Source organism: Gynuella sunshinyii YC6258, assembly GCF_000940805.1.
Taxonomy (GTDB): domain Bacteria; phylum Pseudomonadota; class Gammaproteobacteria; order Pseudomonadales; family Natronospirillaceae; genus Gynuella; species Gynuella sunshinyii.
Window position 1 is genome coordinate 2338536 of the sequence record NZ_CP007142.1, and the last position, 14328, is coordinate 2352863.

Sequence of the window (14328 nt, forward strand, 5' to 3'; positions counted from 1 at the left end):
GGCTGCAGTATGACGGTACGAGATAAGTTGACGCTCGCCATTCTGGTGCTGATGACGTTTTTTCTGATGTGCGACCTGTATATCACGCCGGCTATTATTGATGATCTTGCCATCGAGTATCAGGTCAGTCATGCCTCGTTGAGCTGGGTGGGTTCGGCGTTTGCTCTGGTTGGTGCGCTGATCAGTCTGGTGATTGGTTACAAGGCTGACAGAACCTCGCGAAAAAAGCTGTTGATATGGACGGTTTTGATTGGTGAGTTGCCTTGTTTTTTAACCGGATTGCAGTTTTTTACCGAAACGTACAGTGGTTTTTTCCTGTTAAGAGTGTTGACCGGTATCGGCGTAGGTGGTGTTTATCCCATCACTTTTTCCCTGATTGGTGATTACTTTCAAGAGCGTCACCGGGCAACGGCCAGTGCCTGTGTTGATCTGGCCTGGGGGTTGGGCATGATGGTTGGTCCGGTACTGGGAACGTTGGCACTGACAACGGATTACGGCTGGCGGAGTGCATTTATCTGGGCGTCGGTGCCAAATTATCCCCTGGTCATATTGTTTGCCCTGATGGCCCGTGACCCGAAGCGTGGCCAGACCGAGACCGTCCTGGCTCATGCCATTTCCGACGGCGCGGATTATCAGTACCGCATTCAATGGCACGACCTTAAAACGATTTTTACCAACCGCACCAATCTGTTCTGTTTTCTGCAGGGGATTCCAGGCTCCATTCCCTGGGGGTTGTTTCCCTTCTGGCTGATCGTCATGCTCGGTCAGATCAAAGGACTGTCACGCGAGGACGCGACCTGGGCCTGGGAACTGTTTGCTATCTCAGCTGGAATCTCCGGTGTGATCTGGGCGGTTATCGGCGACCGGTTGTTCGTGCGCAAGGCCGCCTATTTGCCGGCCATCTGCAGTGCCGGGGTTTTTATCGGCATGGTGCCGATGCTGTTGTTATTCAATCTTGAAACCCTGTCTCTGCATGGGCAGTTCACCTTGATGGTCATCGCCGGCATATTGATATCGGTGCCGGCCTCGAACATGAAAGCCATCATCATGAATGTCAATCGTCCGGAACACCGCGCCACTGTGTTCTCATTGTTTAACCTGGCTGACAACATCGGCAAAGGAACCGGTCCGGCGATTGGCGGGCTGTTGCTCTCGGTCAGTGGCAGTTATGTGGCCATGGCGAACTATGCCATTGGCTTCTGGCTGTTATGCGGTTCCTTGTTGTTGGTGGTGACTCTGAAGATTGGCAGAGATCGCCGGACATTAACGACTCTGCTTGAGCAAAGGGCAGAACAACTGGAAACTCATACTCGATGACACTGACTGCTATCCTGAAATCTGCCGTATTGTCTGGCATGGCCACCATGCTGTCGCTGGCCGCCCCGGTTTGGGCGGACACTCCACCGGCATTACAGCTGCTCCAGGCTTATGTGCTCGACTGGCCGCAACGGCTGGATGCGTCCGGACTCAGTGATTGCGGGGGCGATTTACTGGCGGTGGCGGATAATATCGATGGTGATATTTTTAAGATCGATCTGTCTGCCAATGCTGCGACGATCAAGCCTTATTTGTCACTCACCGTGACTGATCGGCCGGCAGTGGATTTTTCCATCAAACATCGTCTGCAGCATTTTGCCGATGGCCTGCTTAATCATCATCGTTTCGACTGGGAAGGCATCGACTGTACCGATCAGGGCTATGTGCTGGCCAGTGAAAGTGATGCCCGGTTGTATTATTTTTCGACTGACGGAACCCAGACCGGTTTTACGGACGTTTATCCTCAGGCAGTTAATGCCGGATGGTTCCAGGTGTACAACGCATTCATAGAAGGCATTGCTTATTGGCAAGGGACATTTTATGGCGCTGCCGAGCGGAATCCCCGGGGGATGTTCACCGTTAACGGCGATTCCGACACCGTAGTGTTTACCGATCTGCCCAACGATGACGGCCTCACGTTTGTTCGAAATTCCCTGGATATTGCTGATCTGGCTATCTTTGACGGCTACCTGTATACCCTGGAGCGCAATGCTTCCGCTATATGCAAACGCACATTGCAGGGTTTTACATCGTTGTCCTGTTACAGTTATGCGGCACATGAGTGGAGCGACCGCTATGGTTATCGCGACACCGAATATGGCATTGGTGAGGGGCTGGCGGTTACGGCCAACCGGATCTATGTGTTATTGGATAATAACGGCAAAGGCCGGATTGCCGATCCGGATGACACACGGACCATGTTGTTGGAATTCAACAAGCCGGAAAACTTCTGAGATTGTTCGGGCTGGCCGAACAGCAACTGAATCAGGTGTATGGGGAGGTGGAAGCGGTCCGGCTCTGGTGGGTGAAGCCCGTCTCGTAGCGAGCATGCCTCGCTAAGGGCTGAACGACCGGCCACGGGTGAAGCAGAGACAAACAAAGCACTGCTTTGTTCCGCTAAACGCGAAGGCAAGGATGCCGAAGCCGGGCAGACAGCTGTACAGGCATGTACAGCGCATCTGGCCGGGCTGGAATATACCACCATGGAAGGTATTGGGATGGATCGTTGAACGGAACAGCCCCGGTTTTACCGGGGCCGATCTATTATTGGAGTGGGTGTCCCATTAACTTTTTTTAAAAGGTCATTCTATATCCATTAGTTCTTAGAATACTTAATATGGATTCATTTTCCGTAAAAGCAGCCAGATCCATGGCCGAGTCGCCATGATTATTCAATAAATCTTCTGCCTTATTGCTTATTAGTATTCTTACCGCATCTATATTACCTTGTTCAACCGCATACATAAGAGCGGTATATCCTTCTTCGCCTTGAAGATTTATATTTGATCCATTCTTTAATAAACAATCGATATAATCAGAGTTTCCCCATACTGAAACTATATGCAAAGGCGTATCGCCTCCGAGGCGTTTTGAATCAACGGAAGTTATCGGTTTTTCACCAAAAGCACCCGATGCCTCTATTTCTCTAAAAATTTTTGTAAGTTTTTCATTGGCAATCTGGTTCATGACCACAATTCTCTCTTACCGCCTCTTTAGCTTTTTCAATATTTCTTTTTACTTGATTAATTTGTTCATCATATTCACCACCAATTAAATCCCGATAAGATTGACGAATATTTAAGCAGCTCTGCCATCTTTTGAGATTTGCTTTTGCAAACTCGCACGGGTCTGTCACATTAGGCACGTTGTCACAAATTTGATGTACTTGTCTATGGGCAGCAATTCTCTCTTTTTGCCGTTGCTTCTCTCGGGCTCTTTCAATTGCTTTGCTTGTGGCATCGCTATCCCCAGCTATAGACCAATTTGGCTCAGTCAAGAATTCAGGTGCACTATTAGTAGAAGATGAAGACGATGAGTTACTGCCATGATGAGTCGTTGGTAACCTATTCTGATCAAAATACAAATCATACTGACTGCCATAACCACTGATACCACCATGCCCATTGGCAGCTGCACCGCCGGTCATGATGTCATAATAAGTGGCGGTGGCCTGCCCAAATGCACCTCTTAAACCATTTGGATCCACATAACTCAGCGGATTTCCATTGACGTATCCGTAAGTGTTGAGTCCACCACCGAGCCCTATCGGATCACTCTGAAGATAACGCCCAATACTCGGGTCGTAGGTTCTGTTCCAGTTATCACTATAGCCCGTCTCTGGGTCTCGCATTTGCCCCGGGAATCCTTTGAGCTGGGTAATCCCTGTTGTGATCTCTTCGGATATTTCCCCGAACGGCGTGGTCTGGATTTCCCAGACTTTGTTCTGATCTTGGTCAGTTAATATTCTGGGAGTATTGAGGTGATCATTGTGCACGTAATACAAACGATTGCCACTGACTTTCATGGCGATGGCCTGCTCTCCCAGGTACAGGTATTCCCGGATCGGAGTCCCGTTTTCGTCGGTTTCGGCGATCAGGTGACCGGCTAGGTCGTAGTGGTATAACGTGGTGCTGACTACGGTACCGGTGTTGTCTGTGAGGATTTTACGGACACGCTGACCCTGTGGGTTGTAGGTGTAGTCGGCCTGCACACCGGTATCGCTGTTGTCGATGTGCTGGAGACGCTGGTCGTTGCCGTATACCAGGTTCAATGTGCGGGTGTTGTTTTGGTCCTGCAGCAGCTGTCCGCTTTCGCTGTACTGGAAATTGCGGCTGTCGCTGTGCGTGCTGTTGGCGCTGCTGTCCGTCGTGGTGCTGTCCACCTTTAGCAGTTGATTGGCTTGTTCGGCGTAGGTGTAGGTTTCGGTGGTCAGCTGACTGCTTTGGTTGATCAAGCGTTCGGTGCGGTTGCCCACTGCGTCGTAGCGGTATTGGTAGTCACCGTAAGGGCCGTTGGCATCAATCAAGCGGTTCAGGCCATCGTAGCTGAAGCTCTGATCCAGGGTACTGTCGGTGAGGTTCTGGATTTGTTCGATGTTGCTGTTGAGGTCGTAGTGATAGACCCAGTCCTGTACGCGGCTGCTCAGGTCGGTCAGGCGGTAGTCGAGGTCGTAGGTGTAACTCTGCTGAATACCGTTGCCGTAGGTAAAGCCGGTCGCAGGACCGAATGGCAGGTAGGTCAGGTCACGGATCAGGGGTTGGGCAACAGCGTTTTGGTTGGCTTGCCAGGTGATGTGCTGTAGTTGTCCCTGGTCATTGTACTCGTAGTTCAATACGGTACCCGTTGGGTAGGTGAGCCGAGTGAGTTGGCCTTGGGCGTTGTAAGCATAATGGGTATGACGCTCGGTATAGTGGTTATCGGCGTCATACATACGAACGGTTTGGCGAGTGACCTGGCCCAGGGAGTTGTAGCGGTAATACAGCCGCACCGGATCCTGACGCATCATGTACAGTCGGCCGATGCCGTTGTAGTTGGCAACGTCGTAACTGTAATAGAGATGCTGGTTGGTTTCACCGCTGGTTTGGATATGGGTCGGACGGTTCAATGCATCATAGGTGTATTGAGTCACGGTTCCGTGTGCGTCGGTTTTCTGAATCAGGTTACCTGCATCATCGTAGGCAAAGGTGGTGGTACCGGTGTCCGGGCTGGTGAGTGTGGTCAGGTCACCAAAGCCGTTGTATTGGTAGCGAGTAACTAGGCCTCTTGGGTCGGTGACCGAGGTGATGCGATCCTGGCTGTCATAGCTGAAGTAGGTGATGCCGCCCGCAGAATCGGTGATCTGTGTCAGACGATTGAGGGCATCGAACTGTTGGGTAGTGTCGGGGTTTTGTTTGGGGTCGGTGATGCGGGTATTGTTGTCGTTGGCATCATAACCGTATTGGGTGGTTTGTTGATCGGTTCCACCGATGCTCTGACGCAAACGGCTGAGTTCGTCAAAGGCCTGTTGATGCTGACGAACCAGAGTACCGGAGGCATCGTGAATCTGGGTGGAGAGGACGTTGCCGGCGGCATCCAGGGTGTAGTCGATGCGTTCTCCATGGGCATTGCTGATCGCGATCAGACGATGGGCATCGTCGTAATGATAGGACACCGTTGCGCCATTTGGGGCCGTTACCCGGGTCAGCGCGCCATAGCCGTTGTAGGTGTAGGTGGTGGTCAAATCCCCTTCTGGCCCTTCAATCGTCCGGGTCAGGATTTTACCTTGCCAGTTGTAGCTCAAACGGGTCACCAGACCGTTGGCATCGGTGACAGTTTGGGGTCGGTTATTGGCATCAAAATCCGACAGGGTCACGGTGTGTCCCAACGCATTGGTCGTGCTTAACAGGCGGCCGGTGTCGAGATCATAGTCATAGGTGGTGATATCGGATACATCGGAGCGCGGACCATCGGTGCTGCTGATCAGACCCAGACTGTTGTAGGTATACGAGGTGGTGCGTTCGCTGGCCTGGGCAGTGAAGCTTAAAGTGCTGGCAAAGATCAACGTACATAATGCCAGCATGGGCCGGGAGGATGGGCAACGGAGGTTCACGGGTTTCATAATCTGTTTCAGTGTCATGAGGCAATTCCTTTTATTCAACCGGAGTGACGGTCTGGCTCAGTAAACGGCCAGCGTTGTCGTAGTTGTAAGTAATGGTTTGATCGGGATAGTGGATACTCAGTGGTCGGCGCAAGGTGGTATCCCAGGTCGTGGTGATGATCCGCTGCTGATCAGTGCCGGCGGCTTCAGTGCGCTGCACTTCCAGGTTACGGCTGTCGTACTGGTATTGAGTGATCACGCCATTGACGTTTTTCTCAATGACATTGCCATCATCATCATAGTTGAAACGGGTGTTGCTTTGCAGACATTGGCTGGTGGGTTCGCCGGTCACGCTGGCCAATCGGTTGACATCATTGAACGTTGCAAAACGATAGGTCGCCTGTTTGCCCAATGCGTTGGTAATCACTCGGGTATCATCATCCGGATACTCAATGGAGACTTGTTCGGCGGCATTGGCGAGTTGGCTGAGTACGGCACGGCCACGGTTGTCATATTCAAAATGCGCATAGAGTGAACGGGTACCATCCTGCACATCATACATGTCGGTTAAACTGGCCGGCCAGCGGCCGTCGTTGTATTGGAATTCACGGCTGGATGTCGATTCTGTCGTGTACGGTTGTGACAGGCGGGTGATGACATAATAATGCTGGTCACTGCTATACGATTCTGACCAACCGATATCCACATGACGGCCGGCATTATCCGATACCTGGGTCACATGAGATCGACCAGTGGGGCCATTTGTGTATGGTGCATACAGTGAAAATGTCCGGTAATAGGTATAAGTGAGATCCAGATAACCACCGAGTGAATGCGTAATCCGCGTTAATTGGTCATCATCGTTGTATGTCAACTCATGATAAACACCATTAGCATTGGTGACTCGACGTAAACGACCGCGCTCATCGAAGGTTTTTTGGAGTCCATTGCTGATTTTCAGCACATGACCACTATAGCCATAGATCGTCTCATCCAACGTAGTCAGTGATAATCTTGGGTAAATAGCATTATGCCCGGATGTATCGAATTCAATGTTCTCGCCATCACTGCGTAACCAGGTGAACACACCATCTGATCTAGGGACCAACGCTTCATCATAGTTGTGGCGCCAATACCGTAACACATCACCCCGGTAGGGTTCGGAAATGGCTTCTTCTGTTTTTAGAATCCCCCAATTGTTATATTTTTTTGCATCAGTACTATCACTAGTACCAATCAGTGGAATCTGATCCGCAACGTAATAATCCACAATACGGTCCTCTGTGTCCGTAAACTTCATCGCATAATCATCGGAAGCAACCAATGGCCGTCGGCCACCAAGGACTGTTTTTTCAGTGTTCTGGAAGTTGTTGTAGTGAAACGTCAGCTCAATAGGGAATACCGTACCAACGGACATGACTGACTCGTGGCGGTATTTTGAGCCATCCACAAAATCAACGGGATTAGCACTTTGGGTGCAACTGTTGTGCTCGGCAGGTTCTGATTCGCAACGTTTTAAAGTTGGGTTCCACGTATCACCTACTTTGCAAATGGCTTCGCACATCTTCGAGGTACGGTTGTATTTGTAGGGTGAAGGACAGTATTGTGAGATGCTGAAGGCCATTAAAGCATATATAGATCTCGGTGGGTCATTAAAAGAATAATTACCACCCCATGCCCATATCATGCCTGGCTCAACGCCAGGCACACTAAGGAGAGCCTGAACCCTTTCATCGTCAGATGCCAAATCTATAATACCACCATAAAAAAAAATGCATATGTTCTCACCCAATGACCTATCACAGGCTTCTTCTCCATCCACCCAATTTTCTGTATGTTCCGCCCAATAATAGTGACTACCACCAGCATCCTCATAGAGTAAAATCAGCACTGCCTGAGCGGACACCGAGGTCGCAATAATGCTGATTGCAATCATGAGTCGAGATAAATAGTTTTTCCATATCATAGATACTTCTCCTTAACATTATTTTATTGGCGTGATTGTCTGGCTCTGCAACAACCCATTATCACCATAACGATACGTCGTCACCGTAGTATCCGTAGTCTCGGTCAGGATCTGGTCCAGATCAGTGTCCCAAGTGTAGGTGGTGGTTCTCGCCTGTGCGGTACCACTGGCGTCCGTTTGGCTGAGTTTGCGGCCATCGCTGTCATAAGAGTAGGTAGTGACCTGACCCCCAAGATTTTCATGACTCACTAATAAACCCGCATCGTTGTAGCTCCAGGTTTCAGTACCCAGGGTACAGTCATCACAGACTTGTATCGTGCGACTGGTGAGTCGGTAAGCACCGCGAAACTGGCCATAGGTGTAGCCTTCTTCCCGATAGGCATTCGTTTCCACATCACGGTAGAACCGGACGATGGCCTGTCCGTCTTCGGGATAACTGATCACGACACGGTTCGTGCCCTGGGCATGTTCGGTCTGAATCCCCCGGCCGTTGTCGTCATACGCAAAGGACGCAAACGACACACCCTGCTCATCGATGATACCGGTGAGATGGGCCGGAAAATCAGGGTTTGCATATACATAGGTTTTACGGGGGTTATCTGTGAGGTCATTTGGGGTGTCATCAGGGTAGATAACATCGGTGAGGTTCCCGAGAGTGTCGTACTGATAGTGAATCGAGACTCCTGCCTGATCGGTCAGCTGGACCAATCGGTCATTGCTGTCGTAACTAAACTGCAGGTAGGCACCAAAGCGGTTGCGAATGCGACTAACCAGACCACGGCTGTTATAGCTGTAGATATAACGCTGGATGTGATGCTGCTGGGTGGCTTCGGCCTGACCGCTGCTGTTAAGCGAATAGGTTTTGCCCCGCAAGACAACCACCCGACCGCCGTCACTGTTATCAGACAAACTGATGGGCCACAGGTTGGGATTGGATGACCAAGCGCTGGTCGCGGTTTTGCGATAGAACACCCGGCGCACCCAATGGCCGATGGAAAACACACCGACCTGGGAGTCATCAGCAAAGGTTTGCAGGGAAAATGCCGGCAACCCCGCATTGAGCCAGCTGCCACCGGACGATAACGGATCGGTGGTATCGGATGTCACCGAGTCTGACTCGGTGGCAGGCATGGGAGAATGATACACCCGGGTATAACTCAGTGGATCGGTACCACTGCTCTGATAGTCGGTATCAATTTGTACTTTTTGGCCGGTGGCACAATCGATGGGATTACCAACCTGGGTTTTGCCTGAAGAAGAAGGTGAACCTGAGCAGCTGTTGCGTTCATTGTAAGGAACAGGATCGCATTGCAGACCCTGGTTGTTAGCCGGGTATTTATACAGATAGGCAATATTGCTACTCCACTCTATGGACGTGTTGACGTCCATGGGGATGCATTCGCCGTTGGTGAGGTTTTCGTTGCAAGAGCAAGGCGAGAACCAGTAATCGATTCCATGGGCTCTATAGCCTTGCGAAAAACGCGTACCGTATTGCGTCAGTTCATCATAGTGAATACCACAATAAGCGTAGCTATAAATAACATTGCCGACAGGAACACGATCATTAATTTTTATTTCGATATAGACGTTATCAAAATATGTGGGAGGCTCCCATATCGTATTCTTATACCATTCACACGCAGCCTCTGCAGTATCAAATACAGGGTACTCAGGGGGCTTATAACCTGTCATCTCAAAGTAGTAACTATTTGCATTCAACTGTGAAGAAAGCACCAATCCTATAAACAACATGGTATGCAAAAAAAAGTTTGATGACACGACACCCCTCCCAGGCACAGATACTTAATAAAGCAGCATTCCTTTTAATCAGAATGGTTATCCCAGTTCAGCACAAGAAACCAACAAAACAATGGTTAAAAAACAGCTGAAATGAATTACTTGAACCAGCAAAAAAGAACGATGATAGAAGACGGCAAGTACTCTACTAAGCAGCAGAAAGTTGTCAAGAAAATACCAGAGAAGGCTTCCTGGGATTAAAAAACCACTGACCAAAATCAACCGGGCCATGAACATCGGCCAATATCGACTCATCCTAAAGAATTAGAAATAAATCATAAACAAACTGCCTACCTGAGTAGTAGCAGTGTGTCATTCAAGATACCAAAAAAAAACATTCCGGCCTTCCTGGCAATTACATAGATCAGATAACCGTCGCACTACCAAAAAACCAATGCCAAGCCTATCCTGACATAAGACACAAAGTTACCATGACAAATCTAACACTTACTAAACCAGAAAATACCACCCCACCTTTTCCAATCTACAACACAATCAGAGTATCAAACTGGCCGAAACAATCATTGTCATCGAACAATCAAATCAATGATCCCAACCAGGTTTACCTGCAAGTAAAGGCCAGAACACCACAGCCAATAACCTTCACCATATCTGACGAAATGGAAATCAGCCGCACACCCAGGTGATCAATATAACGATCGATAGCCGGTATCCGGAAAACCATTAAGGAACCATCTGAAAAATGGCCTATTTTCGCGCAGGATGTTGTCAGCCCCAGTCTCACATCCTCATTTATGCCAGTAAACTGCGGTGTTGCGAGTGGTGCTTCCTCGCCTGCATCAAAACTATTCCTATTTTTCAGAGGTCCCTTAACCCATCAGCAACCAGCACCAGCTGTAAAAAAATAAAAAGACTGCGTCCCACATTGAACCCGGAAAAATGTCAGGCTGTATGCTTAAAAAGCGCTTAGAAAATCACCTGTAAAACACTACCAAGGCGATTTCCTGCTTTAATTTTGAAGAGATATCCGGGATAGCAAAGTTGCCATGGAATCCAGATTACGCCCAAACTGATTAATGGCAAAATGGTGGGTATATCGATCACCAAACCCATACTTCAGAAAACCGGACAGAGTGGCTGTAGCACTCAGGTCGATAAACGCATATCGCTCAGGGTTCGGAAAGCTGTTTGCCACCATGGTTTGAAATTGCGCTTCTCCACGTGGAATTCGCCAGAGATATTCATCAGCAGCATCCAGCACATGATCACCCACAACACCCCCCAACGCACAGGAATAGAGTGGAATCTGCGGCTTTGCAAGGCGAACACTCCGGCAGATGTTTCTGAATTCACTCTCTGCCGGATCAATGGCACTGGAATGAAAGCCATAACGAACCGGTAACTGAACTGAAAAGACCGAGGCGCTGTTCAAAGCCGTCAGCACCCGTTGCAAATCATCTGCAAGGCCACTGACAAAGAACGATTTGTCATAGTTGATACCACCCAGCGTGGCACGAAAAAAAATGTCCGGGCGTTTTCGATACAGCTCGGGGGAATCCATCACAGTGATCATGCTCCCCTCTGCACAGGTTTGTTTGAGAATCTGTGCCTGCTGGACGACCAGCCCCAAACCATCTTCAAGAGCAAGCATGCCGGCAATGGTCGCAGCGATATATTCCCCCAGACTGTGCCCGAGCACACCGGCGGGGCGATATCCCTGATCAATCAAAACCTGCGCCAGACTATAGCCCAGGCAAAACAGCGCCGGATGGGTCCACTCAACCGCAAGTTTTTGGGTGTCCTTTTTATTCTCACTGTATGGTGCAACGCACCACTGGGCCGCACGTGTGCGGACCTATGGGGGATCACAACCCCGGCAGAAGGTAGACAACCCCTAGCCTGGCGCCTTGGTTTGCGCTTTTCTTTGCACATGGATAGGTACTACAGTCTCTCGTCAGCATCTTGTCGGCCAAGCACACGTATGATCTCAACCACTTCGTCGTTCAGCCTGTAATAGATGCTATCCACGCCGCAGACGCTGCGTCGATAGCCTTCGCGGATATGGTCAACAGCCTGGTATTGATAAGGCGCTTCGGCAATGTCATCAAAGCGCTGGAACAATGCTTCATAGTAGCGCTCGGCTTTATGTTCACCAAACTCTTCCACACCGCGCCAGTAGATTCGAGCCAGATCCATTTTGGCGTCATTGCTGAGCCTATACCGCATCGCGTCCCAGACCACGCTTAATGTCTTTCAGGATTTCAGCCGGAGTTTGATCGGTGAAGCCATTGGCTTCGGCCTGGATCAGCTTTGCTCTGATCATTTCGAGTTCACGGGTTGTCTCCTGCTCGCGTACTTGTCGCTCGCGGATCAGCGCTCGTACCACTTCGCTTTCGTTGCCGTAATGCCCCATTTCGATTTGCGCCTTGATCCAGTTATCTTGCTGGTCGGTTACTGTAATGCTCTTTTTCACCATAGCCATACCCGTCACCTCGTTTATCAGGATGAACATACTACCTGGTAGGATAATATGCTCTCAGATAGACTTCCAGCTCTTAATCCTCATCCTCTGAAGCTAAAGTGGATAACAGCGCTTCTTCCGTGGCGCCAGGTGACACGGAATATGAAATTGGCGAGGAGCTGGCGGTTACGGCCAACCGGATCTATGTGTTATTGGATAATAACGGCAAAGGCCGGATTGCCGATCCGGATGACACACGGGCCATGTTGTTGGAATTCATCAAACCGGAAAACTTCTGAGATTCTTCGGCCCTGGTAACAATGTTGGCTCCAGGGCCGGATATTTTAACCTGTCAGTAACGTTTTACTGTCCTGCCGCCAGTCCCTCACGGCGAGTATCGACGCCTCCCAGATAGCCCTCGGTGGTCACTTCGATGGCATGCAGACCACTGTTCAGATCGATCACTTTTACGGTGTGCCCATGCTCACTGAACCAGCTTTCCTGATCGGCCAGGGGCGTGTTCTGCTCCAGAGCGGTATAGTCATTCCGGTTGGTGATATGAGGCAAATTAGCGGCTATGCCAATGGGGGCATTACCTGCCAAAACCGCCAGCATTGGCTGCGTTACATAATCGATGATACGACTGCCGCCGGGAGAGCCGATCAACAGTTTCAGCCGTTGTTGTTGATCCAGGACGATAGTGGGAGACATGGAACTGCGCGGACGTTTACCAGGCTCGATGCGATTGATGACCGGCTTTCCGTCGCGGCTGGGAATGAAAGAGAAATCGGTCAACTGATTGTTGAGCAGAAAACCGTTCACCATCAATCCTGAACCAAATCCCATTTCGATACTGGTGGTCATGCTGACAGCATTACCCCGCTGATCAACGATAGACAGATGACTGGTACTGGGAAATTCACCCACGTCGCCTTCTGCCCAGGCGTGTTGTTGCGGTAATTGTCCGGGGTCCATTTTACCATGGTCCTGGTCTCCGCTTGCGAGCTTGGCACGATCACGCAGGTACGTGGTATTGAGCAGGGCTTGTTGTGGTACCTGCACGAAATCCGGGTCGGCGATGTACAGATCACGATCCGCGTAGGCCAGACGTGATAACTGGGTAAAACGATGCAGTGTGGGCAGATCGTTGGTGGCCATGCCGCTCATATCATAACTCTGTGCCATCATCATGATTTGCAGCACGGTCAGACCACCGGAACTTGGTGGCCCCATGCCACAGATGATATAGGCCTGGTAAGGACCACAGGCCGGCTGGCGTTCGATTGCCCGATAACCGGCCAGATCCTGCTCCGTCATCCCGCTCGGATTAACCGGGCTGTTGCGGACGACAGCCACCAGCTGCTGGGCCAGCCGGCCATGATAAAACGCCTTCGCCCCTTCGTTGGCCAGTATTGACAGTGTTTCTGCGTACGCGGGATTTTTAAGCAATTGCCCGGCCTGCAATGGTTGGTTATCCGGATAGAAATAAGCACGGGTATCGGAAAATGGTTTCAGCCCGGGATAGTGTTCCTCAGCCAGCAGGTTGGCCAGTCGTGGAGAGACTTCAAATCCCTCCTGCGCCAGTTTGATGGCCGGATCAAACAGGCTCTTCCATGGCAGACGGCCATATTTTTGATGGGCCAGTTCCATCATGGCCACGACCCCCGGTACGCCAACAGAACGTCCGCCCACCAGTGCCTCAAAAAACTTCTGTGGCGTGCCATCGGCTTGTAAAAACATATCGGCACTGGCAGATGCCGGTGCGGTTTCCCGACCATCAAAACTGGTTACGATTTTTTTTCCGGCATCGTAGTACACCATGAATGCACCGCCACCAATGCCTGATGACTGTGGTTCCACCAGTCCCAGCACCAGTTGCGCGGCAATCGTGGCATCGACGGCACTGCCGCCTTTGGCCAGCATGGCAGTGGCAGCTTCTGTGGCATGGGGGTTGGCAGTAACGGCCATGTATTTTCGGGTGACAACCGTTTTGTATTCCGTGGTGGTGACAGTATGTTCCGGATCAACATCATTGGATGCGGCAAATATCGTTGAGCTGCCCAATAGGCAGCCAAATAGGGTCAGAGTCTTGAATCGAATCATTAAGCTCTCCTGAGTGATGTGATGTCATCGCTCATGGAAAATCGCACAAAGTATGAAAGCCCTGTGGAAAAGCAGTCCTGCAGCGTTTTGGATATCTGGTGTCGGATATGGCAGCAATAAGCACCAGGAAGGTGTCAGTATGCTAGG

General features: G+C 50.3%; 10 protein-coding genes and 1 pseudogene. 3 read left to right on the plus strand and 8 right to left on the minus strand.

Features of this window, described 5'->3' with window-relative positions:
* Positions 1–9 precede the first annotated feature (9 nt).
* Entirely contained in the window at positions 10–1317 is a 1308-nt protein-coding gene (locus YC6258_RS10110) for an MFS transporter (protein ID WP_044616884.1), read from the plus strand.
* Complete coding sequence (locus YC6258_RS10115; RefSeq protein ID WP_044616885.1) at positions 1314–2270, plus strand: SdiA-regulated domain-containing protein; 957 nt, start codon at positions 1314–1316, stop codon at positions 2268–2270. Before YC6258_RS10110 ends, YC6258_RS10115 begins: the two co-directional genes overlap by 4 nt.
* Positions 2271–2610: 340 nt before the next feature.
* Here YC6258_RS10115 and YC6258_RS10120 read toward each other — a convergent pair whose 3' ends face one another.
* The 7 genes and pseudogenes from YC6258_RS10120 to YC6258_RS10155 all read right to left on the minus strand — a co-directional run bounded on the left by YC6258_RS10120 (position 2611) and on the right by YC6258_RS10155 (position 12099).
* Positions 2611–3003 carry an ankyrin repeat domain-containing protein gene (locus YC6258_RS10120; protein WP_044616886.1) on the minus strand — a complete coding sequence of 131 codons (393 nt, stop codon included), beginning with the start codon at positions 3001–3003 and terminating at the stop codon, positions 2611–2613.
* Positions 2984–5932 (minus strand): RHS repeat-associated core domain-containing protein, encoded by a 2949-nt coding sequence (locus YC6258_RS10125; RefSeq protein ID WP_052830205.1) that lies wholly within the window; start codon positions 5930–5932, stop codon positions 2984–2986. Before YC6258_RS10125 ends, YC6258_RS10120 begins: the two co-directional genes overlap by 20 nt.
* A 13-nt stretch (positions 5933–5945) precedes the next feature.
* On the minus strand, positions 5946–7859 hold the full coding sequence (locus YC6258_RS27255) for an RHS repeat domain-containing protein (RefSeq protein ID WP_052830206.1): 1914 nt from the start codon (positions 7857–7859) through the stop codon (positions 5946–5948).
* A gap of 18 nt (positions 7860–7877) precedes the next feature.
* Positions 7878–9638 (minus strand): DUF6531 domain-containing protein, encoded by a 1761-nt coding sequence (locus tag YC6258_RS10135; protein ID WP_044616887.1) that lies wholly within the window; start codon positions 9636–9638, stop codon positions 7878–7880.
* A 988-nt stretch (positions 9639–10626) separates the two neighbouring features.
* Positions 10627–11400 (minus strand): annotated as a pseudogene (locus tag YC6258_RS10145) (acyltransferase domain-containing protein); the annotation flags it as partial.
* Between the two features lie 158 nt (positions 11401–11558).
* The gene (locus tag YC6258_RS10150; protein WP_044616889.1) at positions 11559–11843 is read right to left on the minus strand and encodes a type II toxin-antitoxin system RelE/ParE family toxin; all 285 of its coding nucleotides are present in this window, start codon (positions 11841–11843) and stop codon (positions 11559–11561) included.
* A complete protein-coding gene (locus YC6258_RS10155) occupies positions 11833–12099 on the minus strand; it encodes a type II toxin-antitoxin system ParD family antitoxin (RefSeq protein ID WP_044619934.1) in 267 nt (88 codons plus the stop codon). Before YC6258_RS10155 ends, YC6258_RS10150 begins: the two co-directional genes overlap by 11 nt.
* A 98-nt stretch (positions 12100–12197) precedes the next feature.
* Between YC6258_RS10155 and YC6258_RS10160 the strand changes: the two genes are divergently transcribed.
* Positions 12198–12377 (plus strand): hypothetical protein, encoded by a 180-nt coding sequence (locus YC6258_RS10160; protein ID WP_044616890.1) that lies wholly within the window; start codon positions 12198–12200, stop codon positions 12375–12377.
* Between the two features lie 64 nt (positions 12378–12441).
* Here YC6258_RS10160 and ggt read toward each other — a convergent pair whose 3' ends face one another.
* Positions 12442–14181 carry a gamma-glutamyltransferase gene (gene ggt, locus YC6258_RS10165; protein ID WP_052830208.1) on the minus strand — a complete coding sequence of 580 codons (1740 nt, stop codon included), beginning with the start codon at positions 14179–14181 and terminating at the stop codon, positions 12442–12444.
* Positions 14182–14328: the final 147 nt, after the last annotated feature.

Bases quoted from the DNA above. Each gene is read 5' to 3' on its own strand.
- YC6258_RS10110 (WP_044616884.1), top strand. From the start codon at position 10: ATGACGGTACGAGATAAGTTGACGCTCGCCATTCTGGTGCTGATGACG.
- YC6258_RS10115 (WP_044616885.1), top strand. From the start codon at position 1,314: ATGACACTGACTGCTATCCTGAAATCTGCCGTATTGTCTGGCATGGCC.
- YC6258_RS10120 (WP_044616886.1), bottom strand. From the start codon at position 3,003: ATGAACCAGATTGCCAATGAAAAACTTACAAAAATTTTTAGAGAAATA.
- YC6258_RS10125 (WP_052830205.1), bottom strand. From the start codon at position 5,932: ATGACACTGAAACAGATTATGAAACCCGTGAACCTCCGTTGCCCATCC.
- YC6258_RS27255 (WP_052830206.1), bottom strand. From the start codon at position 7,859: ATGATATGGAAAAACTATTTATCTCGACTCATGATTGCAATCAGCATT.
- YC6258_RS10150 (WP_044616889.1), bottom strand. From the start codon at position 11,843: ATGCGGTATAGGCTCAGCAATGACGCCAAAATGGATCTGGCTCGAATC.
- YC6258_RS10155 (WP_044619934.1), bottom strand. From the start codon at position 12,099: ATGGCTATGGTGAAAAAGAGCATTACAGTAACCGACCAGCAAGATAAC.
- ggt (WP_052830208.1), bottom strand. From the start codon at position 14,181: ATGATTCGATTCAAGACTCTGACCCTATTTGGCTGCCTATTGGGCAGC.